Origin of the sequence: Rhodoferax sp. (assembly GCF_037143375.1) — a bacterium.
GTDB lineage: Bacteria > Pseudomonadota > Gammaproteobacteria > Burkholderiales > Burkholderiaceae_C > Rhodoferax.
In genome coordinates, this window is record NZ_JBAWYV010000025.1 from 17,569 (window position 1) to 35,538 (window position 17,970).

General features: G+C 58.7%; 17 protein-coding genes. 3 read left to right on the forward strand and 14 right to left on the reverse strand.

Annotated features, from left to right (window positions below; translation table 11 throughout):
* Positions 1 to 12: 12 nt before the first annotated feature.
* Positions 13 to 2,226 (reverse strand): SulP family inorganic anion transporter, encoded by a 2,214-nt coding sequence (locus WCG50_RS06200; protein ID WP_336898711.1) that lies wholly within the window; start codon positions 2,224 to 2,226, stop codon positions 13 to 15.
* 47 nt (positions 2,227 to 2,273) lie between these two features.
* Positions 2,274 to 2,825, reverse strand: a complete 552-nt coding sequence (locus tag WCG50_RS06205) for a hypothetical protein (RefSeq protein ID WP_336898712.1) — start codon at positions 2,823 to 2,825, stop codon at positions 2,274 to 2,276.
* A 316-nt stretch (positions 2,826 to 3,141) separates the two neighbouring features.
* Between WCG50_RS06205 and WCG50_RS06210 the strand changes: the two genes are divergently transcribed.
* Positions 3,142 to 4,884 (forward strand): phosphodiesterase, encoded by a 1,743-nt coding sequence (locus WCG50_RS06210; RefSeq protein ID WP_336898713.1) that lies wholly within the window; start codon positions 3,142 to 3,144, stop codon positions 4,882 to 4,884.
* Here the strand turns inward: WCG50_RS06210 and ppx are convergent.
* The 4 genes from ppx to WCG50_RS06230 form a co-directional block, all read right to left on the reverse strand.
* On the reverse strand, positions 4,871 to 6,391 hold the full coding sequence (gene ppx, locus WCG50_RS06215; protein ID WP_336898714.1) for an exopolyphosphatase: 1,521 nt from the start codon (positions 6,389 to 6,391) through the stop codon (positions 4,871 to 4,873). The two genes, WCG50_RS06210 and ppx, sit on opposite strands and share 14 nt — an antisense overlap.
* A gap of 77 nt (positions 6,392 to 6,468) precedes the next feature.
* On the reverse strand, positions 6,469 to 7,386 hold the full coding sequence (gene ppk2, locus WCG50_RS06220) for a polyphosphate kinase 2 (RefSeq protein ID WP_336898715.1): 918 nt from the start codon (positions 7,384 to 7,386) through the stop codon (positions 6,469 to 6,471).
* Between the two features lie 77 nt (positions 7,387 to 7,463).
* Positions 7,464 to 7,916, reverse strand: coding sequence for a CHRD domain-containing protein (locus WCG50_RS06225; protein ID WP_336898716.1), 453 nt, complete (start codon positions 7,914 to 7,916; stop codon positions 7,464 to 7,466).
* Between the two features lie 24 nt (positions 7,917 to 7,940).
* Positions 7,941 to 9,593, reverse strand: coding sequence for a tetratricopeptide repeat-containing diguanylate cyclase (locus WCG50_RS06230; RefSeq protein WP_336898717.1), 1,653 nt, complete (start codon positions 9,591 to 9,593; stop codon positions 7,941 to 7,943).
* Positions 9,594 to 9,727: 134 nt separating this feature from the next.
* On the opposite strand from WCG50_RS06230, the gene dinG reads away from it, so the two are divergent.
* Both dinG and WCG50_RS06240 read left to right on the forward strand, forming a co-directional pair.
* The gene (dinG, locus tag WCG50_RS06235) at positions 9,728 to 11,869 is read left to right on the forward strand and encodes an ATP-dependent DNA helicase DinG (RefSeq protein ID WP_336898718.1); all 2,142 of its coding nucleotides are present in this window, start codon (positions 9,728 to 9,730) and stop codon (positions 11,867 to 11,869) included.
* Between the two features lie 27 nt (positions 11,870 to 11,896).
* Complete coding sequence (locus tag WCG50_RS06240) at positions 11,897 to 12,202, forward strand: hypothetical protein (RefSeq protein ID WP_336898719.1); 306 nt, start codon at positions 11,897 to 11,899, stop codon at positions 12,200 to 12,202.
* A gap of 118 nt (positions 12,203 to 12,320) precedes the next feature.
* Here WCG50_RS06240 and WCG50_RS06245 read toward each other — a convergent pair whose 3' ends face one another.
* The 8 genes from WCG50_RS06245 to WCG50_RS06280 all read right to left on the reverse strand — a co-directional run.
* Positions 12,321 to 13,727, reverse strand: coding sequence for an exonuclease domain-containing protein (locus tag WCG50_RS06245; protein ID WP_336898720.1), 1,407 nt, complete (start codon positions 13,725 to 13,727; stop codon positions 12,321 to 12,323).
* A 17-nt stretch (positions 13,728 to 13,744) separates the two neighbouring features.
* A complete protein-coding gene (locus WCG50_RS06250; RefSeq protein WP_336898721.1) occupies positions 13,745 to 13,888 on the reverse strand; it encodes a hypothetical protein in 144 nt (47 codons plus the stop codon).
* Positions 13,872 to 14,414 (reverse strand): NUDIX hydrolase, encoded by a 543-nt coding sequence (locus tag WCG50_RS06255; protein WP_336898722.1) that lies wholly within the window; start codon positions 14,412 to 14,414, stop codon positions 13,872 to 13,874. The genes WCG50_RS06250 and WCG50_RS06255 overlap by 17 nt, the downstream gene beginning before the upstream one ends.
* A gap of 27 nt (positions 14,415 to 14,441) precedes the next feature.
* Positions 14,442 to 15,521, reverse strand: coding sequence for a TRAP transporter substrate-binding protein (locus tag WCG50_RS06260; RefSeq protein WP_336898723.1), 1,080 nt, complete (start codon positions 15,519 to 15,521; stop codon positions 14,442 to 14,444).
* 22 nt (positions 15,522 to 15,543) lie between these two features.
* On the reverse strand, positions 15,544 to 16,863 hold the full coding sequence (locus WCG50_RS06265) for a TRAP transporter large permease (protein WP_336898724.1): 1,320 nt from the start codon (positions 16,861 to 16,863) through the stop codon (positions 15,544 to 15,546).
* Positions 16,860 to 17,342: a TRAP transporter small permease gene (locus WCG50_RS06270; protein WP_336898725.1), complete on the reverse strand. Its 483-nt coding sequence runs from the start codon at positions 17,340 to 17,342 to the stop codon at positions 16,860 to 16,862. Before WCG50_RS06270 ends, WCG50_RS06265 begins: the two co-directional genes overlap by 4 nt.
* 81 nt (positions 17,343 to 17,423) lie before the next feature.
* Complete coding sequence (locus tag WCG50_RS06275; RefSeq protein ID WP_336898726.1) at positions 17,424 to 17,801, reverse strand: transcriptional regulator; 378 nt, start codon at positions 17,799 to 17,801, stop codon at positions 17,424 to 17,426.
* 2 nt (positions 17,802 to 17,803) lie between these two features.
* A partial coding sequence (locus WCG50_RS06280; RefSeq protein ID WP_336898727.1) for a type II toxin-antitoxin system HigB family toxin occupies positions 17,804 to 17,970 on the reverse strand: 167 nt, incomplete at its 5' end.

The following is a 17,970-nucleotide window of genomic DNA, read 5'->3' on the forward strand; positions in this document are numbered from 1 at the left end:
AAGAAAACTCAGTTACACGTGGAGCAGGGTCCGTTCCCCGTCCGCGTGCCGCAGGCGCTGGGCGAGGGTGCGTGAAATGGCCATTAACAACACCAGCGCCAATTTTTTGTGTTCGTCCGCCAGTTGGTTAAATTGGTCAAGCGAAAGAACAAAGAGGTCAATATCCGTGGAGGCTATCGCTGTATCACTGCGGGCGCGGTCATCGAGAAAGGCCAGGCCGCCAAAAAAATCGCCCCGACCATAGGTGGCGATATGGTGTAACTGACGGCTGCCGCTAATCGGCGCCATGATGCGAACGGCGCCACGACGAATGAGATACAACTCGCGCTCCTGGTCACCCATCGTGTAAATGGTCTCGCCAGACTTGACGCTGAGTTGCTTCATGCGCCCTTCCAGGTCAGCGAGGGTCACATCTTTTCGGCCCTGGAATAAATCCATTTCCTGCAAGCGCAAGGGCGTTTCTTCCTGAGCTGGTTTTTCGAGGTCGCCAACCAACCGATCCTCAACCCACTCGATGGCGGCTTCGATGGTCTTAAACACTTGAACCGTGTCAGTGTCATCGATGAGACCGGTTTGTCTGAAAAACTCCAGAAGATTGCGCCCGTTAGGAAGCTGCTCGCGCACATTGCTCAGCAGCAGGGGTACGCCGCGCTCTCGGAGCATGTCGCGCACCAGGTTGAGCATGTGAGCGGCCGTGATGTCGACCGACTGAACCCGCCGCAGGTCGAGAATGATGTAGTCACGCGTCTTTATTTCAGGCTCCAGCAAGGCGTAAAGTTCGTAGGTGGTGCCGAAGAAAAGACTGCCTTGCAACTCGAAAATGACCGCCTTGTCGCCTCTTTGGGCAATCAGCCTCATTTCAGCTTCCGGGCGGTACCAGGTCGAAGAGCGCTGGTTGACAAAGGTTTTGTGCCGCACCACCGAGCCGCCCACCTGTTCGCGCACGAACAGCAATATGGACAGGGCGACGCCGACGGCAGAGGCGGCAATCAGACTAACCATCAAGGCAAAGCCGATGACCACGGCAACCACCGCAAAATCAAACACCGTGGCGCGCGACTCCAGAAAACGCAGGGGTTCCGTGTCGATCATGCGCAAGCCGACCACGATCAAAATGCCGGCCAGCGTGGCTACCGGTATCCAGGCAATGAACGCATTCAGGGCGAGTGCCGCCACCAGCACCATGACGCCTTCAATGATGCCGGATATGCGTGTTTTGGCGCCGCTGGAGAGGTTCACCATGCTCGCGCCCATGGTGCCGGCGCCGGGAATGCCGCCGATCGCCGAGGAGGTGATGTTGGCCAGACCCTGGGCGAACAGTTCCCGATTGGGGTCGTGGCGGGTTCGCGTCATCTGGTCAATGACCACGCAGGTTTTAAGGGTGTCGATGGACAGCAGGGCGGCCAGCGTGAGTGCGCTGCCAAACAGAGCTGCGATCTGGGCCAGTTTCAAATCGCCAATCTCTGCCCAGCGCCCGGTAATGGTGTCAAGGTAGCCTGAGCCGGAGGCGCCAAGCGCGCCCAGTACCAGTTTGTTGTCGGTCAGGGTCGTCATCGTGGCATCGTTGTAGGCCAAGCCTACATAGGCCAAGACACCAGCCAAAATACCCAAAATGGTGCTGGGAATGGCTTTAGTCAGCTTGGGCGCCAGCAGGGCTGCCATGACCGTTGCGCCGCCGATGACCAAACTGCGAACGTCCCACAGGGCCGGGGAGAGGGTAGCCTTCCACCACATACTGTCCAGCGGGGCGCCAACCATCCTCGGGAGTTGGCTGCCAATGATGATGAGGCCCACGCCACTCAAATAACCGCTAACCACGGGGTAGGGGATGTACTTGATCAATCTACCGGCCCCGAGGAAGCCGATAAACATCTGGATCAAGCCCGTCAAAATGCCCAAGACAGTCAGGAGCAGGACGATGCTGGAGGGGGCGATGCCTTGTTTGACCAGTTCAATGGCAAACGCTGAAAGTACCGCCGCAGCGGGTGCGCACGGGGCGCTGATGAGTCGGTCGGTACCGCCAAAGGTGGGGGCAATCAAACCGAGTGCAGCGGCACCAAGAATGCCGGCCAATGCGCCAAATACCGCGTACGACGGACTGATGGCCGAGTAGATCGTGACGCCAAAGGCCACCGATGCTGGCAAGGCCACCAGCATGGAGGCCAAACCACCCCAGAAATCTCCAGGGGTTTTGAATTTAGCGGACAGGGTTGACAAAAAAATCATGAAATGTCATCGCTATCGGGAGCGCGCAATGCGCTCCCTGGGTTCGATCAGTCTACCTTGGCTTTGGTGGGGCGTCCGGTCTTGATGGTCGGAACCACTTTGAGCGCAGCCAGGAAAGCAGCATCGCTCATGGCGGCCAGGGCCTTGACGCCGGCGCGGATCAGTTCGCTCTTTTTAACGGCACTGGCCAATTTTCCAGCGCGTTGCTTCAGGTCGTCCAACACGGTGTATTCGACTTTGGGAATGGTGAAGCTGTCGCGAACCAATTTTGGCTTTTTAGGCTTGACCAGTTTTTCAGCTTTTGGCTTGGCAACTGCTTTGACTGCTGGTTTGGCGGCGGCCTTGGGAGCTGCTTTAACAGCTGGCTTGGCTGCTGCTTTGGGCGCTGCCTTGGCGACGGGCTTGGTCACAGTTTTGACAACGGCTTTGACCGCCACGGGTGCAGGCGCAGCCGGTTTCTTGGCGACACGTTTAACCGCTGGCTTGGCAGCGACTTTGGTCGCAGCGACCGGTGCTGTTGTTGCCACGGGGGCTGCAGGTGCTACAGCAACGATTTTTGTTTCAACGGCGGCAGGGATGGTTTTTTCGGTGACTGTCATGGTGTGTTTCCTTGTAAATAAACGAGGCATACAGTTTATATCGTTTAAAGAACTGTCGTCAAGTTCCTATTCTTGTGATTCGTGTGGGATTAATTTGTCACACGCTCGTCATTAGGCGCTCTTAGACTGAAAAAATAAACAATCTTGATGTTGGCTCTCAATGAACATTCTTAGCATGGGTGCAATAGACGCTATTTGCAAGCCTGAGCCTCATTTGGTAGATCGGTTGATAAAACCTGCTCAGAAGCCCCGGTCTGTGCCTGTCTCCCTAAGCTCCAACGCAGTACGAAGAGGTCGGGGTCCGCTGGCGGCCCTGATGCGCAGTAGCGACCTTTACGCGGTCTTTCAACCAATTGTCTCCTTGCGAGATGGGTCCATTTACTCGCACGAAGCCTTGATTCGGGGGCCGCAAGGTACCTCTTTTCACACGCCTGATGTTTTGCTGGCGGCCGCCGCGCATGAGAGCCTTAACTTCGAATTTGAGAACTTTTGCGTCACCACCGCGCTCAGTGGCTGGGGTGGTTTGGGTGAAACCGGTCGACTGTTTGTCAATATCAGTGCCGAGGTCTTGCTGCAAGTCCTCAAACAATGCGGGCGAGACAGCTTGATGGCCCTGATCAGTGACTTTGGTGTCTTGCCCCGCATGCTGGTGTTGGAAATCACCGAGTACGAACGGATAACCGACATGGACTATCTGGCCGAGGTCGTGCGCGATATTCGTTCCGCCGGTGTGTCGCTGGCGCTGGATGATTTTGGCGATGGCCGCTCCAGCCTGCGGCTCTGGTCGCAACTCAAACCAGAGTTCGTGAAGATTGACAAATACTTTACCAAGGACATCAGTCAGCACGCCGACAAGCTCAAGACGATTCAGGCGCTGCAACAAATCGCCACGATTTTTGATACCTCGTTGGTGGCTGAAGGCATCGAGACTGAAGAAGACCTGCGCGTGCTGCGCGACCTCGGTATTCAATATGGACAGGGCTACTTTTTGGGTCGGCCCGCCCCTTTGCCGCGCGAGCAGATCGAAAGCCAGGCGCTCGACGTCATGCGGGACCGGCGGGTGGCCGTTTTCCCTGAACTGCGTCGGGCTTCCAATTCCGGTTCGCTCAGCCGACTGGCGGTGGTCGAGGCGCCCACGGTGGGCTTGCGCACGACCAACGACGAACTGGCACAGGTGTTCTTGGTGAACGAAAAGCTTAATTCGGTGGCGGTCATTGATGGCCTGCGCCCAGTCGGCATCATCAACCGCTCAAGGTTCATGAACGAGTACAGCAAGCTTTATTACCGGGAGGTGTGGGGTCGAAAACCCTGCCTGGTACACGCCAACCTGTCCCCCCGCTTGATTGAGCGCAACCACAACGTCGATGAGTTGGTGGGCATCCTCACCTCGGAAGATCAGCGCTACCTGGTGGATGGGTTTATCGTCACCAACAACGGCCGCTATGAAGGCGTTGGCACGGGTGAACAACTGGTCCGTTCCGTGACTGAAACCCGCATTGAAGCGGCGCGCCATGCCAATCCGCTGACGTTTTTGCCGGGCAATATTCCCATCAGCCAGCACATAGAGCGCTTGTTAAACAGCGGTGTTGAGTTTGTGGCCTGCTACGCCGACCTGAATAATTTCAAACCCTTCAATGACCAGTATGGGTACTGGCGCGGCGATGAAATGATTCGTCTGGTGGCCAAGCTCGCCTTGGCACACTGCGACCCCCAGCGTGATTTTGTCGGTCATGTGGGGGGCGACGATTTCATTGTTCTCTACCAGAGCACCGACTGGCAAATGCAGTGCGAAAAATTCATTGCCGAGTTTGCGCGCTGCGCTCTCGAACTGTTTGACGAGTCGGCCCGCGAGGCCGGAGGCATTCATGCGGAAGACCGTTACGGAGTGCCCCGGTTTTTTCCGTTGACCACGATCTCTGTTGGCGCCGTCAAAATTCAGTGTGGCGAATTTACCAGCGCCGAGCAGGTGGCCTCTATTGCTGCGCGGGCCAAACACGACGCCAAGAGCCGGGGCGAAGGTTTGGTGATTCTGGAAAGTAACGAGATCAGTATTCGCTAAGGCTCAAGGACCAGGGCGTCTTTTGCCAGGCCTGCACTTCTTCGCGCAACAGGTGGGCCGATTGAGGAAATGACTGAGCCCACGATGAGCGGCAACTGATGGCGAAGTTGGTTGACGTATCGCCATCGCGCGTCAGCGCCAGCCCATTCAAATCCGGGTCGCGGCGGGCATGGCACAAGATGACTGCCAGCCGCAGGGCCAGCAATTGCTGCACAAAGATATCGTCTTCAAAATCGACTTCCAGCTTGCGCAACTTGCCGCGGTGCCCCAGCACCAGTTGACTGAGCTTGTGCAGCTCTGACAATGAAAAACCCATGGCATCGGCGTTGTCCAAGATGTAGGCGCCGTGCTTGTGGTAATCGCTGTGCGAAATCTGGCTGCCGATTTCGTGCAACTGCGCGGCCCAGTTCAGCTTGCGGCTCAGTCGCTCATCGGCCAGGCTGTCGCTCGGGTTGTCTGACGATGCTTCGCTTGTTTTCAGTTGGGCAAACAAATGAGCCGCCACCTTGCTGACGCGAACGCCATGCACGGCGTCGGTGCCAAACTTAGCGGAAAGCCGTTGTACCGACTTGGAGCGCACATCGGTCTTGTCTGAGGTTTCGCCCATCAGGTCGCACAGCAGGCCATGGCGCAAACCGCCAGACGCTTGTTGCATTTGATCGATCTGCATCAAATCAAACACCGCCCGCAAAATGCTCAAGCCCCCGCCAATGATGGCCCGGCGGTCGTCGCGCATGCCCGCCAGACGGATTTTGTCAGTGCTTTGGGAACTGATCAAGCGGTCCAGCAGCCAGTCCAGCCCTTCGCGGGTGACGGAGCCCGTGGGCCAGCCGGCGGCTGCCAATACATCCCCCACGGCGCCGACGGTACCGGCTGAGCCGTAAGCCACGTCCCAAGCGTCGCGCCGGTAGGCGTTCAGGGCTTCGTCCAGAACGGCTTTGGCCGCAATTTCGGCCATTTGAAAATTGTGACGGGTCAGTTGGTTGTCTGCAAAGTAGCGGGTGGACCAGGCAATACTGCCGACCCGGTATGACTCCATCAGCTTGGGTTCAAACCCGTGACCCAAGATCATTTCGGTGGAACGCCCGCCAATGTCAATCACCAAGCGGCGTTCATCGCCTTGCGGTAAAGCCTGTGCAACGCCCTGGTAAATCAGCCGGGCTTCTTCGCGGCCGGAAATGATGTCTATCGGGAAGCCCAGCACCGCATTGGCCTGGGTTAAAAATTCGTCGCGGTTACGTGCTTCACGCAGGGTTTGGGTGGCCACAGCACGCACTTCAGTGGCGCTGAAACCTGCCAGGCGTTCGCCAAAGCGCGCCAGACAATCCCAGCCGCGCTGCATGGCTTGTGGCGTCAGGTTGCGTTCCTCATCGAGTCCGCTGCCTTGGCGAACGGTTTCCTTCAGGTATTCGGTGCGGTAAAACTGCCCGTGCTCGATACGTCCGATTTCGAGTCGAAAGCTGTTGGAGCCTAAATCGACAGCGGCTAGGCGAGTTCCATCTTGCATCTAATATTTTTCCTGTAATTCAAGGCGCAGCCTTGCTAGAGCTAGCATTTTAATTGACGGTGGTAGAGCCAGCGGGCTCAGTAAACGTCGGGGACCAGTATTTCCTGGGATACCGGCTGGCGCACATAGTCCTCATGGCGCTCACGTGGCGGCAACACGATCTCGGGGTGCACGATTTCGCCGTACGGAATTTGGTCGAGCAAGTGATGAATGCAGTTGAGGCGCGCTTTTTTCTTGTCCACCGCCTGCACCACCCACCACGGAGCTTCGGCAATGTGGGTGCGCTCAATCATGATTTCCTTGGCCTTGGTGTATTCCTCCCAGCGACGGCGCGATTCCATGTCCATCGGGCTCAATTTCCACTGCTTCAGCGGGTCATGAATGCGCCCCAAAAAGCGAATTTGCTGCTCTTCGTCCGAGATCGAGAACCAGTATTTGATGAGCTGAATGCCCGAGCGCACCAGCATTTTTTCAAACTCGGGCACCGACCTGAAGAACTCCTCGTACTGTTCGTCAGAGCAAAAACCCATCACCCGCTCGACGCCGGCCCGGTTGTACCAACTGCGGTCAAACAAGACAATTTCGCCAGCACCCGGCAGGTGCGAGACATAGCGCTGGAAATACCACTGGGTTTGTTCGCGGGCATTGGGGGCGGGCAGCGCTGCGACACGGCACACACGCGGGTTCAGCCGCTGGGTGATGCGCTTGATGACCCCGCCTTTGCCCGCCGCATCGCGGCCTTCAAACAAAATCACGACCTTGTGGCCGGTCTTGACGACCCAGTCCTGCAGTTTGACGAGTTCCGCCTGCATCCGGAATAACTCACGAAAATACTGGCGGCGACTTTCCTTGTAGCTGGCCGACGATGTGTCGAGATTGCTGGTGTCGAGGTCGTCCAGGTTGCGGTCTTCCAGTTCCAGCTCCAACTCTTCGTCGTAACTGTCAGCCAGGTCGCGGCGGATGCGCTGGACTAATTCGTCTTCTTCTGGGTTCAACTTGGACTCCTGGGTACTTTCGAACCTTCTACGTTAAGTTATTTTCGTGACAAAAGCGTGACAAGTCTTGAATAAACTTACTCGCGCAAGATCATCTGGCCTCGAATTTCCCCGCCGGGATGGGCTTCGGTGTGGAGGTTGATGTACCACTTGCCGCTCAATAAATCCTGGGCCTGGGCGGCGGTGAGCGTGGCTCGTCCCTCAAAAGGGCTCTTGACCGGGCCGCTGAAGTTCAAGGCGACCGGGGCGCTGCCGCCAATCGGGGCCGGGCCGTGAAAGTGGCCGCTGGTGACCGGGCTGCGCATTCCGGTAAACGACAACTTCCAACGAAACAGCCGGGTGTTTTTGTCCAGCACAGCATCAACACGGCCGGTGGCAACCGTGGCAACCGGCGGCACCTGGTTTTGCCCCGTCATCTGGGTGCTGAAGGCTGCCAGGTGGGCGTCGGGCTGCAACACGCTGCAAGCTCCCAGCGCCAAGGCGACTGCGCAGGCAGAAAGCAGCTTGCGCCAAGATTTTGAAAAATGCATAACTACTCCTTATTTAATAGCTGCTCACGAAGGTAATACGGGGGCTAGCGCCTTATTTGGCACTTTATTTTTCTTGCTGTCGTACATGGACGTGTCGCTGCGGTGGGTGAGCGACTCCACCGTATCGCCCTGGTGCGCACGCGCCACGCCGACGCTGATGCTTGATTGCAACCCGGCGCTGATGCCCGACCAGTCAAAGTCACGCACCGCCTGGCAAATGCGCTGGCAGACTTGCTCGGCCATTTTCAGGTCGGTGGCTTTGAAGAGGATGATGAACTCGTCGCCACCCAGGCGTGCCGCCATGTCGTCTTCGCGCACATGCGACTTCAAAATATGGGCAATGCGTTTGAGCACCTCGTCGCCGACCTGGTGCGAAAAATTGTCGTTGATTTGTTTGAATTTATCCACGTCCACCAGCGCAAGGCAGGGCGGCTGGCCGCGCTCCAGCCCTTTTTGCAGCAGTTCGGCAGCATACATTTCAAAATGTCGGCGGTTGGGAATGTGGGTCAGGGCGTCTTCCAGCGATAGCTTCTCAAGGTGCTTTGAACTCATTTCCAGCTGCTCAATGCTTTGCTGGCGCAGCCTCAAGCCGAGTTGCCAGTTGATGACGTTCTCGCGGGTTTCCAGGCAATCGCAGCGGATCAGTTGCTCGCGTTGACGCAGCCGGCGCAACTCGTCCAGCGCCTGGGCATTCTGGCCTTGCGCCATGAATAACTGCGACGCCAGCAGGTGCCCCAGGCAGGCCAGCTGCTCGTGTTCCACCGTCACCGCGATGTCGATCATCTTGGCAGCATGGTTCGTGGCGGTCGGCCAGTCTTGCCGGGCCCAGGCAATTTCAGCCCGCGCCCAGGCTTCCAGGGCCGAGAGCCAGGTCAGCGTGCCGTAGCGTTGGGCCCAGCCGCCCAAGTCGTCAACGTCTTGCTGTGCTTGCGCCAATTGGCCGTGCCAGCAGGCATCCAGGCTGGCACCAAAGAGCAGCACGGCCTCGGTGGTCACATTCGCGCTCAAGGGCGCGGTGCTGACTTGGCTGTGGCTGCCCAGTTTTTTGGCCATCTCCCGATGCAAATGCATGAGCGCCAGCGAGGGCAGTTCACCGTCGTAGTAGCGCTCGTAAAAAATCCGGATCACCTGGCTCCACCACTGGTTGATCTGGGGCTGGAAGGTGTTCAGAGGTGGGTTGGCGCGCTCGGCAATCTGCATCGAGGTGCGCAGCGCATGTTCGGCCTTGTCAAAGTGGTGGCTCCAGAAATAGGCCACCCCCAGCGCGTTGTAAGACAGCACGCTGTGCTCGTCTTTTTCAAGCAATTCGCTCAGGCGCACGCTCAGCAGGGCGGCCTCAACCGCTTCTTCGTTGCGCCCCAGATTGATGGCGACAAAGGCATGGGTGGTGAGCGCCATCACCTCGCCCGAGGTGTCGCCCAGCAGCTGGAAGGCTTGCGCGGCGAGCTGGCTGGCCCGGTGCGCCCGCCGGTAGCGCGACAACATGCGGTCACAGTGCGCCAGACACAGCAGCGCGCGTGCTTCAAAGCGCTGGTTGTTGAGGGTTTGCGCCGCTTTCAGCACTTGGTGCGACAACTCGCGCCCGGTTTGGACGTCACCGCTGTCCAGCGCCCCATGCGCACGCTTCAGCAGGGACTCCAGTTTGGCTTCGTTCAGGTCGCGGTTGACGGTGTTCATCTCGCCATTTTGCTTGAGGAATATGACGAGGTGGGTTCGGTCAATTGGGTAACTTAATGCAGTCGGGCTCTAGATGGCGGTGTAATAGAGGCTATGCAGATCAAATTAAGCAATCTATTACATGGGCATTCCTCTTGAGCGCTGACAAACTGGCGACGCTGTCCCTGGCGGCCTTTGACCAGGTGGTGAACGCCACCTCGGGCTTTCGCTCACGTCCCGGCCAACGCGAGATGGCGCAGCGCATCGCCAGTGCTTTGTCGGGGGTGAACCTGGGCGAGCACGCCAACCCCGGCAAAGCCATCACCGTCATCCAGGCCGGCACTGGCGTCGGCAAGTCGGCCGCTTACCTGTCGACCACAGTGTCGATGGCGCTGTCGCTCAAAACCCGGGTGGTGATCTCGACCGCCACCGTGGCGCTGCAGGAGCAGCTCATGACCAAGGACCTGCCCGCGCTGGCCGCAGTGCTGGAGACGCCGTTTGTCTTCGCGCTGGCCAAAGGGCGCGGCCGGTATGTGTGCAAGCTCAAGCTTGAGCGCCTGGCCGGAGCGGGTGAAGAAATCGATCTGTTTGAGTCTGAGGAAGACCTGCCGCCACCGCGTGCCGCCTTTGCCAAGCAACTGCAAGGCGAAGACCCGGAAGAGCGCCGCATCAAACTGTATGCCTCACTGGCAGATTCCCTGATGGGCAACAAGTGGGATGGCGATCGCGACAATCTTGCCGAGCAGCCCGAGCCGCGCGACTGGTCGGCCGTGGCCGCCGAGCGCCACACCTGCACCGCCCGCCATTGCCCGCGTTTTCGGGATTGCAGCTATTACAACGCCCGCACCAAGCTGGCCGAGGCGCAAGTCATCGTGGCGAATCACGATCTGGTGCTGGCCTCGCTGGGCCGCAAGGCGCTGCCTGAGCTGGACAAATGTCTGGTGGTGTTTGACGAAGGCCACCATCTGCCCGCTGTGGCGCTGGACCAGTTCTCCAGCGCCATGGATTTATCGAGCCTGCGCTGGCTCGATAAATTGCCCCGGGCGATGCAAGAGGTGGCTGAAAAAATCCACGTCACGCTGGCGCAAGACGTCACCACGCTGGCGCAGCAACTCAAGAGCGCGCTGCAGGACGTGGGTCGCATCGTGATGGACCTGCTTGCCGTGAACGTCACGGGTTATGACGGCACCTACCGTTTTAAAAATGGCGTGCTGCCCGATGCATTGATCGATCCCGTGACCCTGATTCATGGCCACGCCGACGGCATTTCCAACGCGCTGGAGGCGCTCGGCGCCGAGGTGAAGTTGCTGGCCAAAGAAGACCCGTCGCAGGCGCTGATGTGTTCGCAGCTCTACGCCAAGCTGGGGCAGTTGGCGCCCAAATTGGCCAGTGTGGTGGAGACCAGCAGTTTGCTGCTGGAACACGGCCCGCAGCCGTTGGCCAAGTGGCTCAAGTCCGACACCAGCTCGGGCTTGGTCTTTTTGACCGCCCACGCCTGCCCGATCGTGCCGGGCGACCTGCTGCGCCAGAGTTTGTGGAGCCAGGTGCGCGGTGCCGTGGTCACGTCTGCTTCGCTCACCAGTTGCGGCAGTTTTGACTATTTTCTGCACGAGGCGGGTCTGGTCAACAACCCGAATGCCTCCACGCTGGAGGTCGAAAGTCCGTTCAACTACACCACGCAAGGCCAGTTGATCGTGGTCGAAACCGAGGCCGACCCCAAAAATGCCGACGCCTACACACGCGAGATGGTGGTTGAATTGATGAGGGATCTGGACCGGGTCGAACACGGCGCCTTGGTGCTGTTCACCTCGCGCGTACAAATGAAAGCAGCGGTGGATGCGCTGAGTTCTGCCTTGCAAGAGGTGGTGCTGGTGCAGGGCCAGATGGCGCGCTTGCGCTTGCTAGCCACGCATCAGGCGCGGGTCGAGTCGGACTACCCGTCGGTCATCTTTGGCCTGCAGTCATTCGGTGAAGGGCTGGATTTGCCTGGCAAGCTGTGCGAAACCGTGTTCATCGCCAAGCTGCCCTTCAGTTCACCGTCTGACCCGGTGGAAGAAGCGCGCTCGGAGTGGTTGAAGAGTGTCGGGCGTGACCCGTTTTCAGAGTTGGTGGTGCCCGCCACCGGCATCAAGCTGCTGCAGTGGACGGGCCGGGCGATTCGCACCGAAGACGACCACGCCACTGTCATTTGCTATGACCGGCGTTTGTTGCGCATGGCGTTCGGGCGGCGCATGCTGCAGGGTTTGCCGCCGTATGCGGTGTCACGGCGCGTTGGCGGTGTGGCGGTGGCGGTTTAAGCACCGCATATTGATCAGGATGGACACATGAAAACAATTTTTGGACTGGTGCTTCGGCTGGTGTTGATGCTGGCGGGGCTGGTATTTCTGGCCAGCGTGCTGGCTGCGGCGCTGGTGGTGCTGGCGTTTTGGCTGGTGCGGGCACTGTGGGCGCGCTTGACCGGGCAGCCGGTCAGTCCCTGGACTTTTCAGGTGAACCGGCAGGCGATGATGGACCGGTTTTACCGCGGGCCGGGCTCAGGCCGTGCGGCCCGTCCAGACGATGCCAATGTGATTGATGCGGAGATCGTCGAGGTGGTAGACGTCAAGGAGATCAAACCGCCTGAACGCTAGAGTGCTACATTATTAATAGCTGCTCGCGCATATATGACGGGGGCTAGAGGCTGATTGGCTATAAATTTCCGGGTGATTCGTTTCCGCCGTTCCCACCGTTTCAGCCATCAGAAATGCGTCAAGGCCTGTCAAACACCCGTAATTCCAGCCCCTTTTTCTGCTGCGTCAACAAGTGCTTGAGCAGCAACCGGTAGGTGTCCAGGTCAAACGCCAGCGAGCTGTTGCTGGTGAGTGCGTCTTCCAGTTCGGCCTCGTCCTGCACCGTGGCCAGATGGCACCACTGATCGAAGATATGGAGGTCGGTGCGGCCAGTTTGTGGGTTGTGCTCGCGCAGCCCCACTTTGCCGGCGTGCGGCCACACCTGCAGCTTTTGCTCGGCCAGTGCCAGTTGCAGCCTCAGGTAATGCAACTCCGGTTTTTCTTCGCCACAACACACGCCTTTGCAGCGCCCAATCTGGTGCGCGAAGCAGCGGCCTTTGCCAGACTCCAGCCCCAGCGCGTGCAGACATAAGGCGTGTTTGTCGGCCAGTTCGCGCAAGCTGCTGATGGCCTGATTCTTGGAGCGGTAAACGCCGTACATGCGGCCAAATTGGCTGGGCTGCAGGTCGTCACTGCGCACCAGCGTCAGCAGGGGTCGCGCCAGCGGATTGGCGTCCAATTGCCAAGCGCACAGCGTGCGCTCGCGGCGCAACTGGCGGTTGTAAACCGGTTGCTTGTCTTTCACCAGGCGCGCTTCCAGCAGCAGGGCGCCGAGTTCGCCCGCGGTCTCAACCCACTCAATGCGCCGGACCTCTTGCGCAATGCGCATCTCGCGGGGCTCCCGGCTGGCCGCCTGAAAATGCGACATCACCCGGCTGCGCAGCTTGATGCTTTTGCCGATGTACAAAGGCAGCGGACCCTCGCCAAAAAACAGGTAAACCCCGGCGGACTCAGGAATCTGATCAACCGGCGTCTCAAGCAGGGGCGGCAGGGCAGCACTGCCTTGCAGCAGCGTCTGTGCGTGTTGCTTCACCTGCTCTGCGCCCAGCTCCTGGGCGGCAATGCCGAGCCAAGCCAGCACCATCTCGACATCGCCCATGGCGCGGTGCCGGGCCGACGTTTTCAGGTCGTGGCGCTGCATGATGGCATCCAGGCCGTGGCTTTTGTGCTGCGGGTACAGCAGGCGCGACAAGCGCACGGTGCACAGCGTCTTCACCCGCAAAGCTTGCTCCAATCGCGAATACTCGTTGAGCAAAAAACCGTGGTCAAAGCGCACGTTGTGGGCCACCAGCACGGCGCCCTTCAGGATCTCCAGCAAGCGCGGTGCCACCTCCTCAAAGCCCGGCGCATCAGCCACCATGGCATTGCTGATGCCGGTCAGGTTCTGGATGAACGAGGAAATGGCGGTGCCGGGGTTGACCAGCGTGCTCCAGCGCGCCACCTCCTGCCCGCCTTCGATGCGCACGGCCGCAATTTCGGTGATGCGGTCGTGCACCGGGTTGCCACCCGTGGTTTCAAGGTCAAGCAGAACGTAGCAGGGAAGCATGGCGGGTTATAAAAAGGTTAGCAAAACATCAGGGCCAGCCAGGCCGGGTCATCAATGACATTGATCAGCAGGTAGGCGCCGATGCGGTAGAGCCACAACTCGACCCGGTCTTTGGCGCCAAAGGACGCCTCCTCGGTCAAGTCACTAAATGTCGATGGCATGAATGGCGTAGTGGCCGGCGCGGCGGTCTGCAAAATAGAGTTCCAGTGTTTCCTTGACGGTTCTGAAGGCGATCTCGTCCCAAGGAATTTCTTCCTCGCTGAACAGGCGGGCTTCAATGGTTTCAAAGCCCGGGTTGAAGGTGTCGCTCAGCAGCTTTGCCCGGTAAAACAGGTGAACCTGCCCGACCCGGGCCACATTGACCAGTGAGAACAAGCCTTCCATCTCGAACTGGGCGCCGGACTCTTCGAGGGTTTCGCGGGCCGCGCCCTCAGCCACGGTTTCGTTCAGCTCCATGAACCCGGCCGGCAGCGTCCACTTGCCCCAGCGGGGTTCGATGTTGCGCTTGCACAGCAGCACTTTGTCGCCCCAATGCGGCACCGTGCCCACCACATTGAGCGGGTTTTCGTAGTGAATGGTGAAGCAAGCCGTGCAGACTGCGCGCTCTTTGGTGTCGCCGTCGTCCGGAATCCGGTAGACCACGGCGGTGCCACAGTTTTTGCAGTGTTTGATGGGAAGGCGAAGCATTAAGCCAGTGTAATTCCAGTTGGAAAATCAGACCTTTTTAGGGGCTACCCTGGCCGGTGCTGCAGCCACCTTGCTGTGTTTTTCTATTAGAGCGCGCGCGGTGTTGAGCAGTTTTTGGCCGTCAAAACCACGTTTGTTCATGTCTTGCACCCACTCCACTTCCACCAAAGCGGCTTTGCGTTTGAATTCCTGCGCGTCCACCGGGGGGATGGTGTAAACCGTGTTTTTGTGGTCCAGCGCGGATTGGCGCCCAGCGCCATCACCCGCCTGATGCACCTTGCCCAGCCAGCCGGACGTGGCCAGACCCGAGTTGTTGTCGATGATTTTTTTCAGGTCCGGTGGCAACGCGTTGTAGCGGGCTTTGTTCATGGCCAGCACAAAGGTGGCGGTGTAGAGTGCGCCGCCGGCTGGGTCAAACTCACTGTGAAATTTGGCCAGCTCCTGCACTTTGACCGACGGCACGACTTCCCACGGCAGCACCGCACCGTCAATCGTGCCTTTGGACAAGGCATCGGGGATGCTGGGCAACGGCATGCCCACAGGCGTGGCCCCCAGGTAGCCCAGCATTTTGGTGGTCTGGCGTGTGGGGCCGCGCATTTTGAGGCCTTTGAGGTCGGCGGCGGTCCTGATGGGTTTGTCTTTGGTGTGAATCGTGCCGGGGCCGTGCACTTGCAGTGCCAGCACCTGCGTGTCTTTGAACTCGTCAACGGCCACGGTTTGCACATACTCCCAGACCGCCTTGGAGGTGGCCTCGGCGTTGCTCATCATGAACGGCAACTCAAACACCTCAAGACGCGGAAAGCGCCCCGCGGTGTAGCCCGGAATGGTCCAGATGATGTCCACCACACCGTCTTTGGCCTGGTCGTAGAGTTGCGCCGGCGTGCCGCCAAGTTGCATCGCCGGGTAGGCTTCAAACTTGATGCGCCCGCCGGATTCCCGGCTGACCTTGTCCATCCAGACCTTGTGCATGTTGATCCACACATTCGACATCGGCGCCATGAAGGTGTGAAACTTGAGCGTGACCACCGGCTCGGCCAGGGCCTTGAAAGCGGGCGTCAACAGGGCCACGGCGGCCGATGATTTGAGTAAGGTGCGTCGTTGAAGCATAAGAAAAATTGAAGTTAAAAAGTCACGCCCTGAATGTCACAAGCCACAAGCAGACACCGGGGAAAAACAGCAGCAACAAGATCCGAATAGCGTCACTGACCAGGAATGGCAGCACGCCTCTGAAGGTTTCACCCAAGGGCACATTTTTGGCCATGCCATTGACGACGTACACATTCAAGCCCATCGGGGGCACCAGCATGCCGAATGACACCACCATCAAAATCAGGATGCCAAACCAGAGGGCGACCGATTCCGGGGGCATGCCAAAGTCCAGGCTCATCACCACCGGAAAAAATATCGGAATGGTCAACAAAATGATGGAGAGTTCTTCGGTAACGGTACCGAGCACCAAGTGCAAGGCGACGATGGCGAGCATGACCCAAATAGGTGCCACGTTCCAGCCGTTGATCAGGTTCACCAGTTGGTGCTGAATCTGGGTCAACGCCAGCGCCGAGTTCATGATGTCGGCGCCGATGAAAATCAAAAATATCATGGCTGAACTCTGCGCGGTGGCCAAGAAGCACTGTTGCAGCTTGTCCCAGCTCATCTCGTGGTTGAGCAAGGCCGCGATAAACGCCGAGGCGGCACCCACCGCTGCCCCTTCAGTCGGCGAGAAGAGCCCGCTGTAAATGCCGCCGAAGACCAAGGTAAAAACCACCAAAATGGGGGCGATGCCTAAGAGCGAGCGCCAGGCAAAACGCACCGCGTGGGGTTTGATGGCCGGTGCATGGCCGGGCACCAGGCGCACATACACAAAAATCACCGCCATGTAGCCCAGCATCGCCAAAATACCGGGAATCGTCGCCGCCAAAAATAGCTTGGAGATGTTTTGCTCGGTCAGGATGGCGTAGATCACCAGCGGTACCGAGGGCGGAATCAAGATGCCCAGCGTGCCCGCCGTGGCCAAAGTGCCGGTGGCCAGTCGTCCCGAGTAACCGTGGCGTTGCATCTCCGGCAAAGCGACGCCGGTGATGGTGGCGGCGGTGGCGATGGAGGAGCCGCAGACCGCCCCAAAAGCGGCCGAGGCCAGCATGGCCGCCATCGCCAGCCCGCCCTTGAAGCGGCCCATGAGGTCGGAGGCGACCTGAAACAGCGCTTGGCTGAGTCCGCCCTTCGTGGCAAATTGCCCCATCAGGATAAACAGCGGAATGACTGACAAGTCATAGTTGGCAAAACGCGCAAACGGCAGGGTGTTGAGAAAGCTCAAGTACGGTGACACCCCGGCCTGCACGACGTAGCCGACCGACCCCGCCACAAACATGGCGATGGCAATCGGCAGTCGCAAGGCCATCAAGACAAACATCAGGCCCAGAAAGCTGAGCGCCAGTGCGGGCGCGCTCATTCGGTCAGTGCCGGCTTGGCGTCGAAGCCAAACACCACCTGGTGGGCGGCAATGCAGGCGGTCAAGACAAAAGGCAACACCATCGCGCTGTAAATGAGCCATTCCGGGAAACCCAGCAACATGCTGCCCGCGTGGGTGTCCCAGGCATTCACGCCGCCCAGCGCGGTGCGCCAGGCCAGCAGCGCGAAGCACCCCGCAAGCACCCCGGCACCCCATCGGTCCAGCCCGGCATTCACGCGGTCAGGCATTTTGACGGTGAAAAAATCCACCATGATGTGGCCCCGCTCAAGCTGGCACAGCGGCATGAACAAAGCGATAGCAGCCCCGGTGCTCAGGCCAACCAGCTCAAAGTCGCCGGGCACCGTTTGGCCCAGCACTTCACGCCCCACAATGCTGGCGCACGTCAGCAAGGTGATCGTCGCCAACAAAAGCCCCGCCGCCATCGCACACGCCCGGCCCAAAAAAATCAAAATCTTCAAAAAAGAGCTATTTGTATTCTGAGGTTGGAACGCAACGTTTGAAATCAGATCCGTTTTGTTCAAAAGCTGGTAGAGACGCACTCAGGCAGCAACAGGTTCAGACTCGCGGATAAGCACCTCAGCAGGAATATGCAGCCCTTGGTTCAGCCGGCGGATCATATTGAGGGACAGTGATCGTTTGCAGGATAAAACTTCGTAAACGCGATTGAGCGAGCCAATGTAAGGCACGAGGTCTTTCACTGACATGCCAGACTGCTCCATGCGGAACTTGATCGCATCAATGGGGTCAGGCGGATCAATAGGATAGTGTTTCGCTTCGTAAGCCTGTACGAGCGTACCAAGCACATCAAGTCGCTCCCCTTCGGGAGCGTCGGCAGACGGGTCAAGGTCTATCAGGGTGGATACCTCTTGCAGCGCTGCAAGGTAATCGGCTTCGGTGCGGATAGCTTTAATTTCCAAGATCAGACTCCTTTGAACTGGTCAACGACGGCTGCGTCAACTTTGTCGTATTCGACATGGGTGCCAATGAACTTCACGTAAACGTACTGCATTCTGTAAGCAACTGCCACAATTAGTCGGTAGTCGTTTCCCTTGATGTTGAAAACGACGCGGTTGTTTGCAATGATGC

Excerpts from the sequence above, each read along its gene's own strand:
- WCG50_RS06245 (WP_336898720.1), bottom strand. The coding sequence starts at position 13,727 with ATGCTTCCCTGCTACGTTCTGCTTGACCTTGAAACCACGGGTGGCAAC.
- WCG50_RS06255 (WP_336898722.1), bottom strand. The coding sequence starts at position 14,414 with ATGCTTCGCCTTCCCATCAAACACTGCAAAAACTGTGGCACCGCCGTG.
- WCG50_RS06250 (WP_336898721.1), bottom strand. The coding sequence starts at position 13,888 with ATGCCATCGACATTTAGTGACTTGACCGAGGAGGCGTCCTTTGGCGCC.
- WCG50_RS06230 (WP_336898717.1), bottom strand. The coding sequence starts at position 9,593 with ATGAACACCGTCAACCGCGACCTGAACGAAGCCAAACTGGAGTCCCTG.
- ppx (WP_336898714.1), bottom strand. The coding sequence starts at position 6,391 with ATGCAAGATGGAACTCGCCTAGCCGCTGTCGATTTAGGCTCCAACAGC.
- WCG50_RS06260 (WP_336898723.1), bottom strand. The coding sequence starts at position 15,521 with ATGCTTCAACGACGCACCTTACTCAAATCATCGGCCGCCGTGGCCCTG.
- WCG50_RS06210 (WP_336898713.1), top strand. The coding sequence starts at position 3,142 with ATGCGCAGTAGCGACCTTTACGCGGTCTTTCAACCAATTGTCTCCTTG.
- WCG50_RS06225 (WP_336898716.1), bottom strand. The coding sequence starts at position 7,916 with ATGCATTTTTCAAAATCTTGGCGCAAGCTGCTTTCTGCCTGCGCAGTC.
- WCG50_RS06205 (WP_336898712.1), bottom strand. The coding sequence starts at position 2,825 with ATGACAGTCACCGAAAAAACCATCCCTGCCGCCGTTGAAACAAAAATC.
- WCG50_RS06240 (WP_336898719.1), top strand. The coding sequence starts at position 11,897 with ATGAAAACAATTTTTGGACTGGTGCTTCGGCTGGTGTTGATGCTGGCG.
- WCG50_RS06265 (WP_336898724.1), bottom strand. The coding sequence starts at position 16,863 with ATGAGCGCGCCCGCACTGGCGCTCAGCTTTCTGGGCCTGATGTTTGTC.
- WCG50_RS06200 (WP_336898711.1), bottom strand. The coding sequence starts at position 2,226 with ATGATTTTTTTGTCAACCCTGTCCGCTAAATTCAAAACCCCTGGAGAT.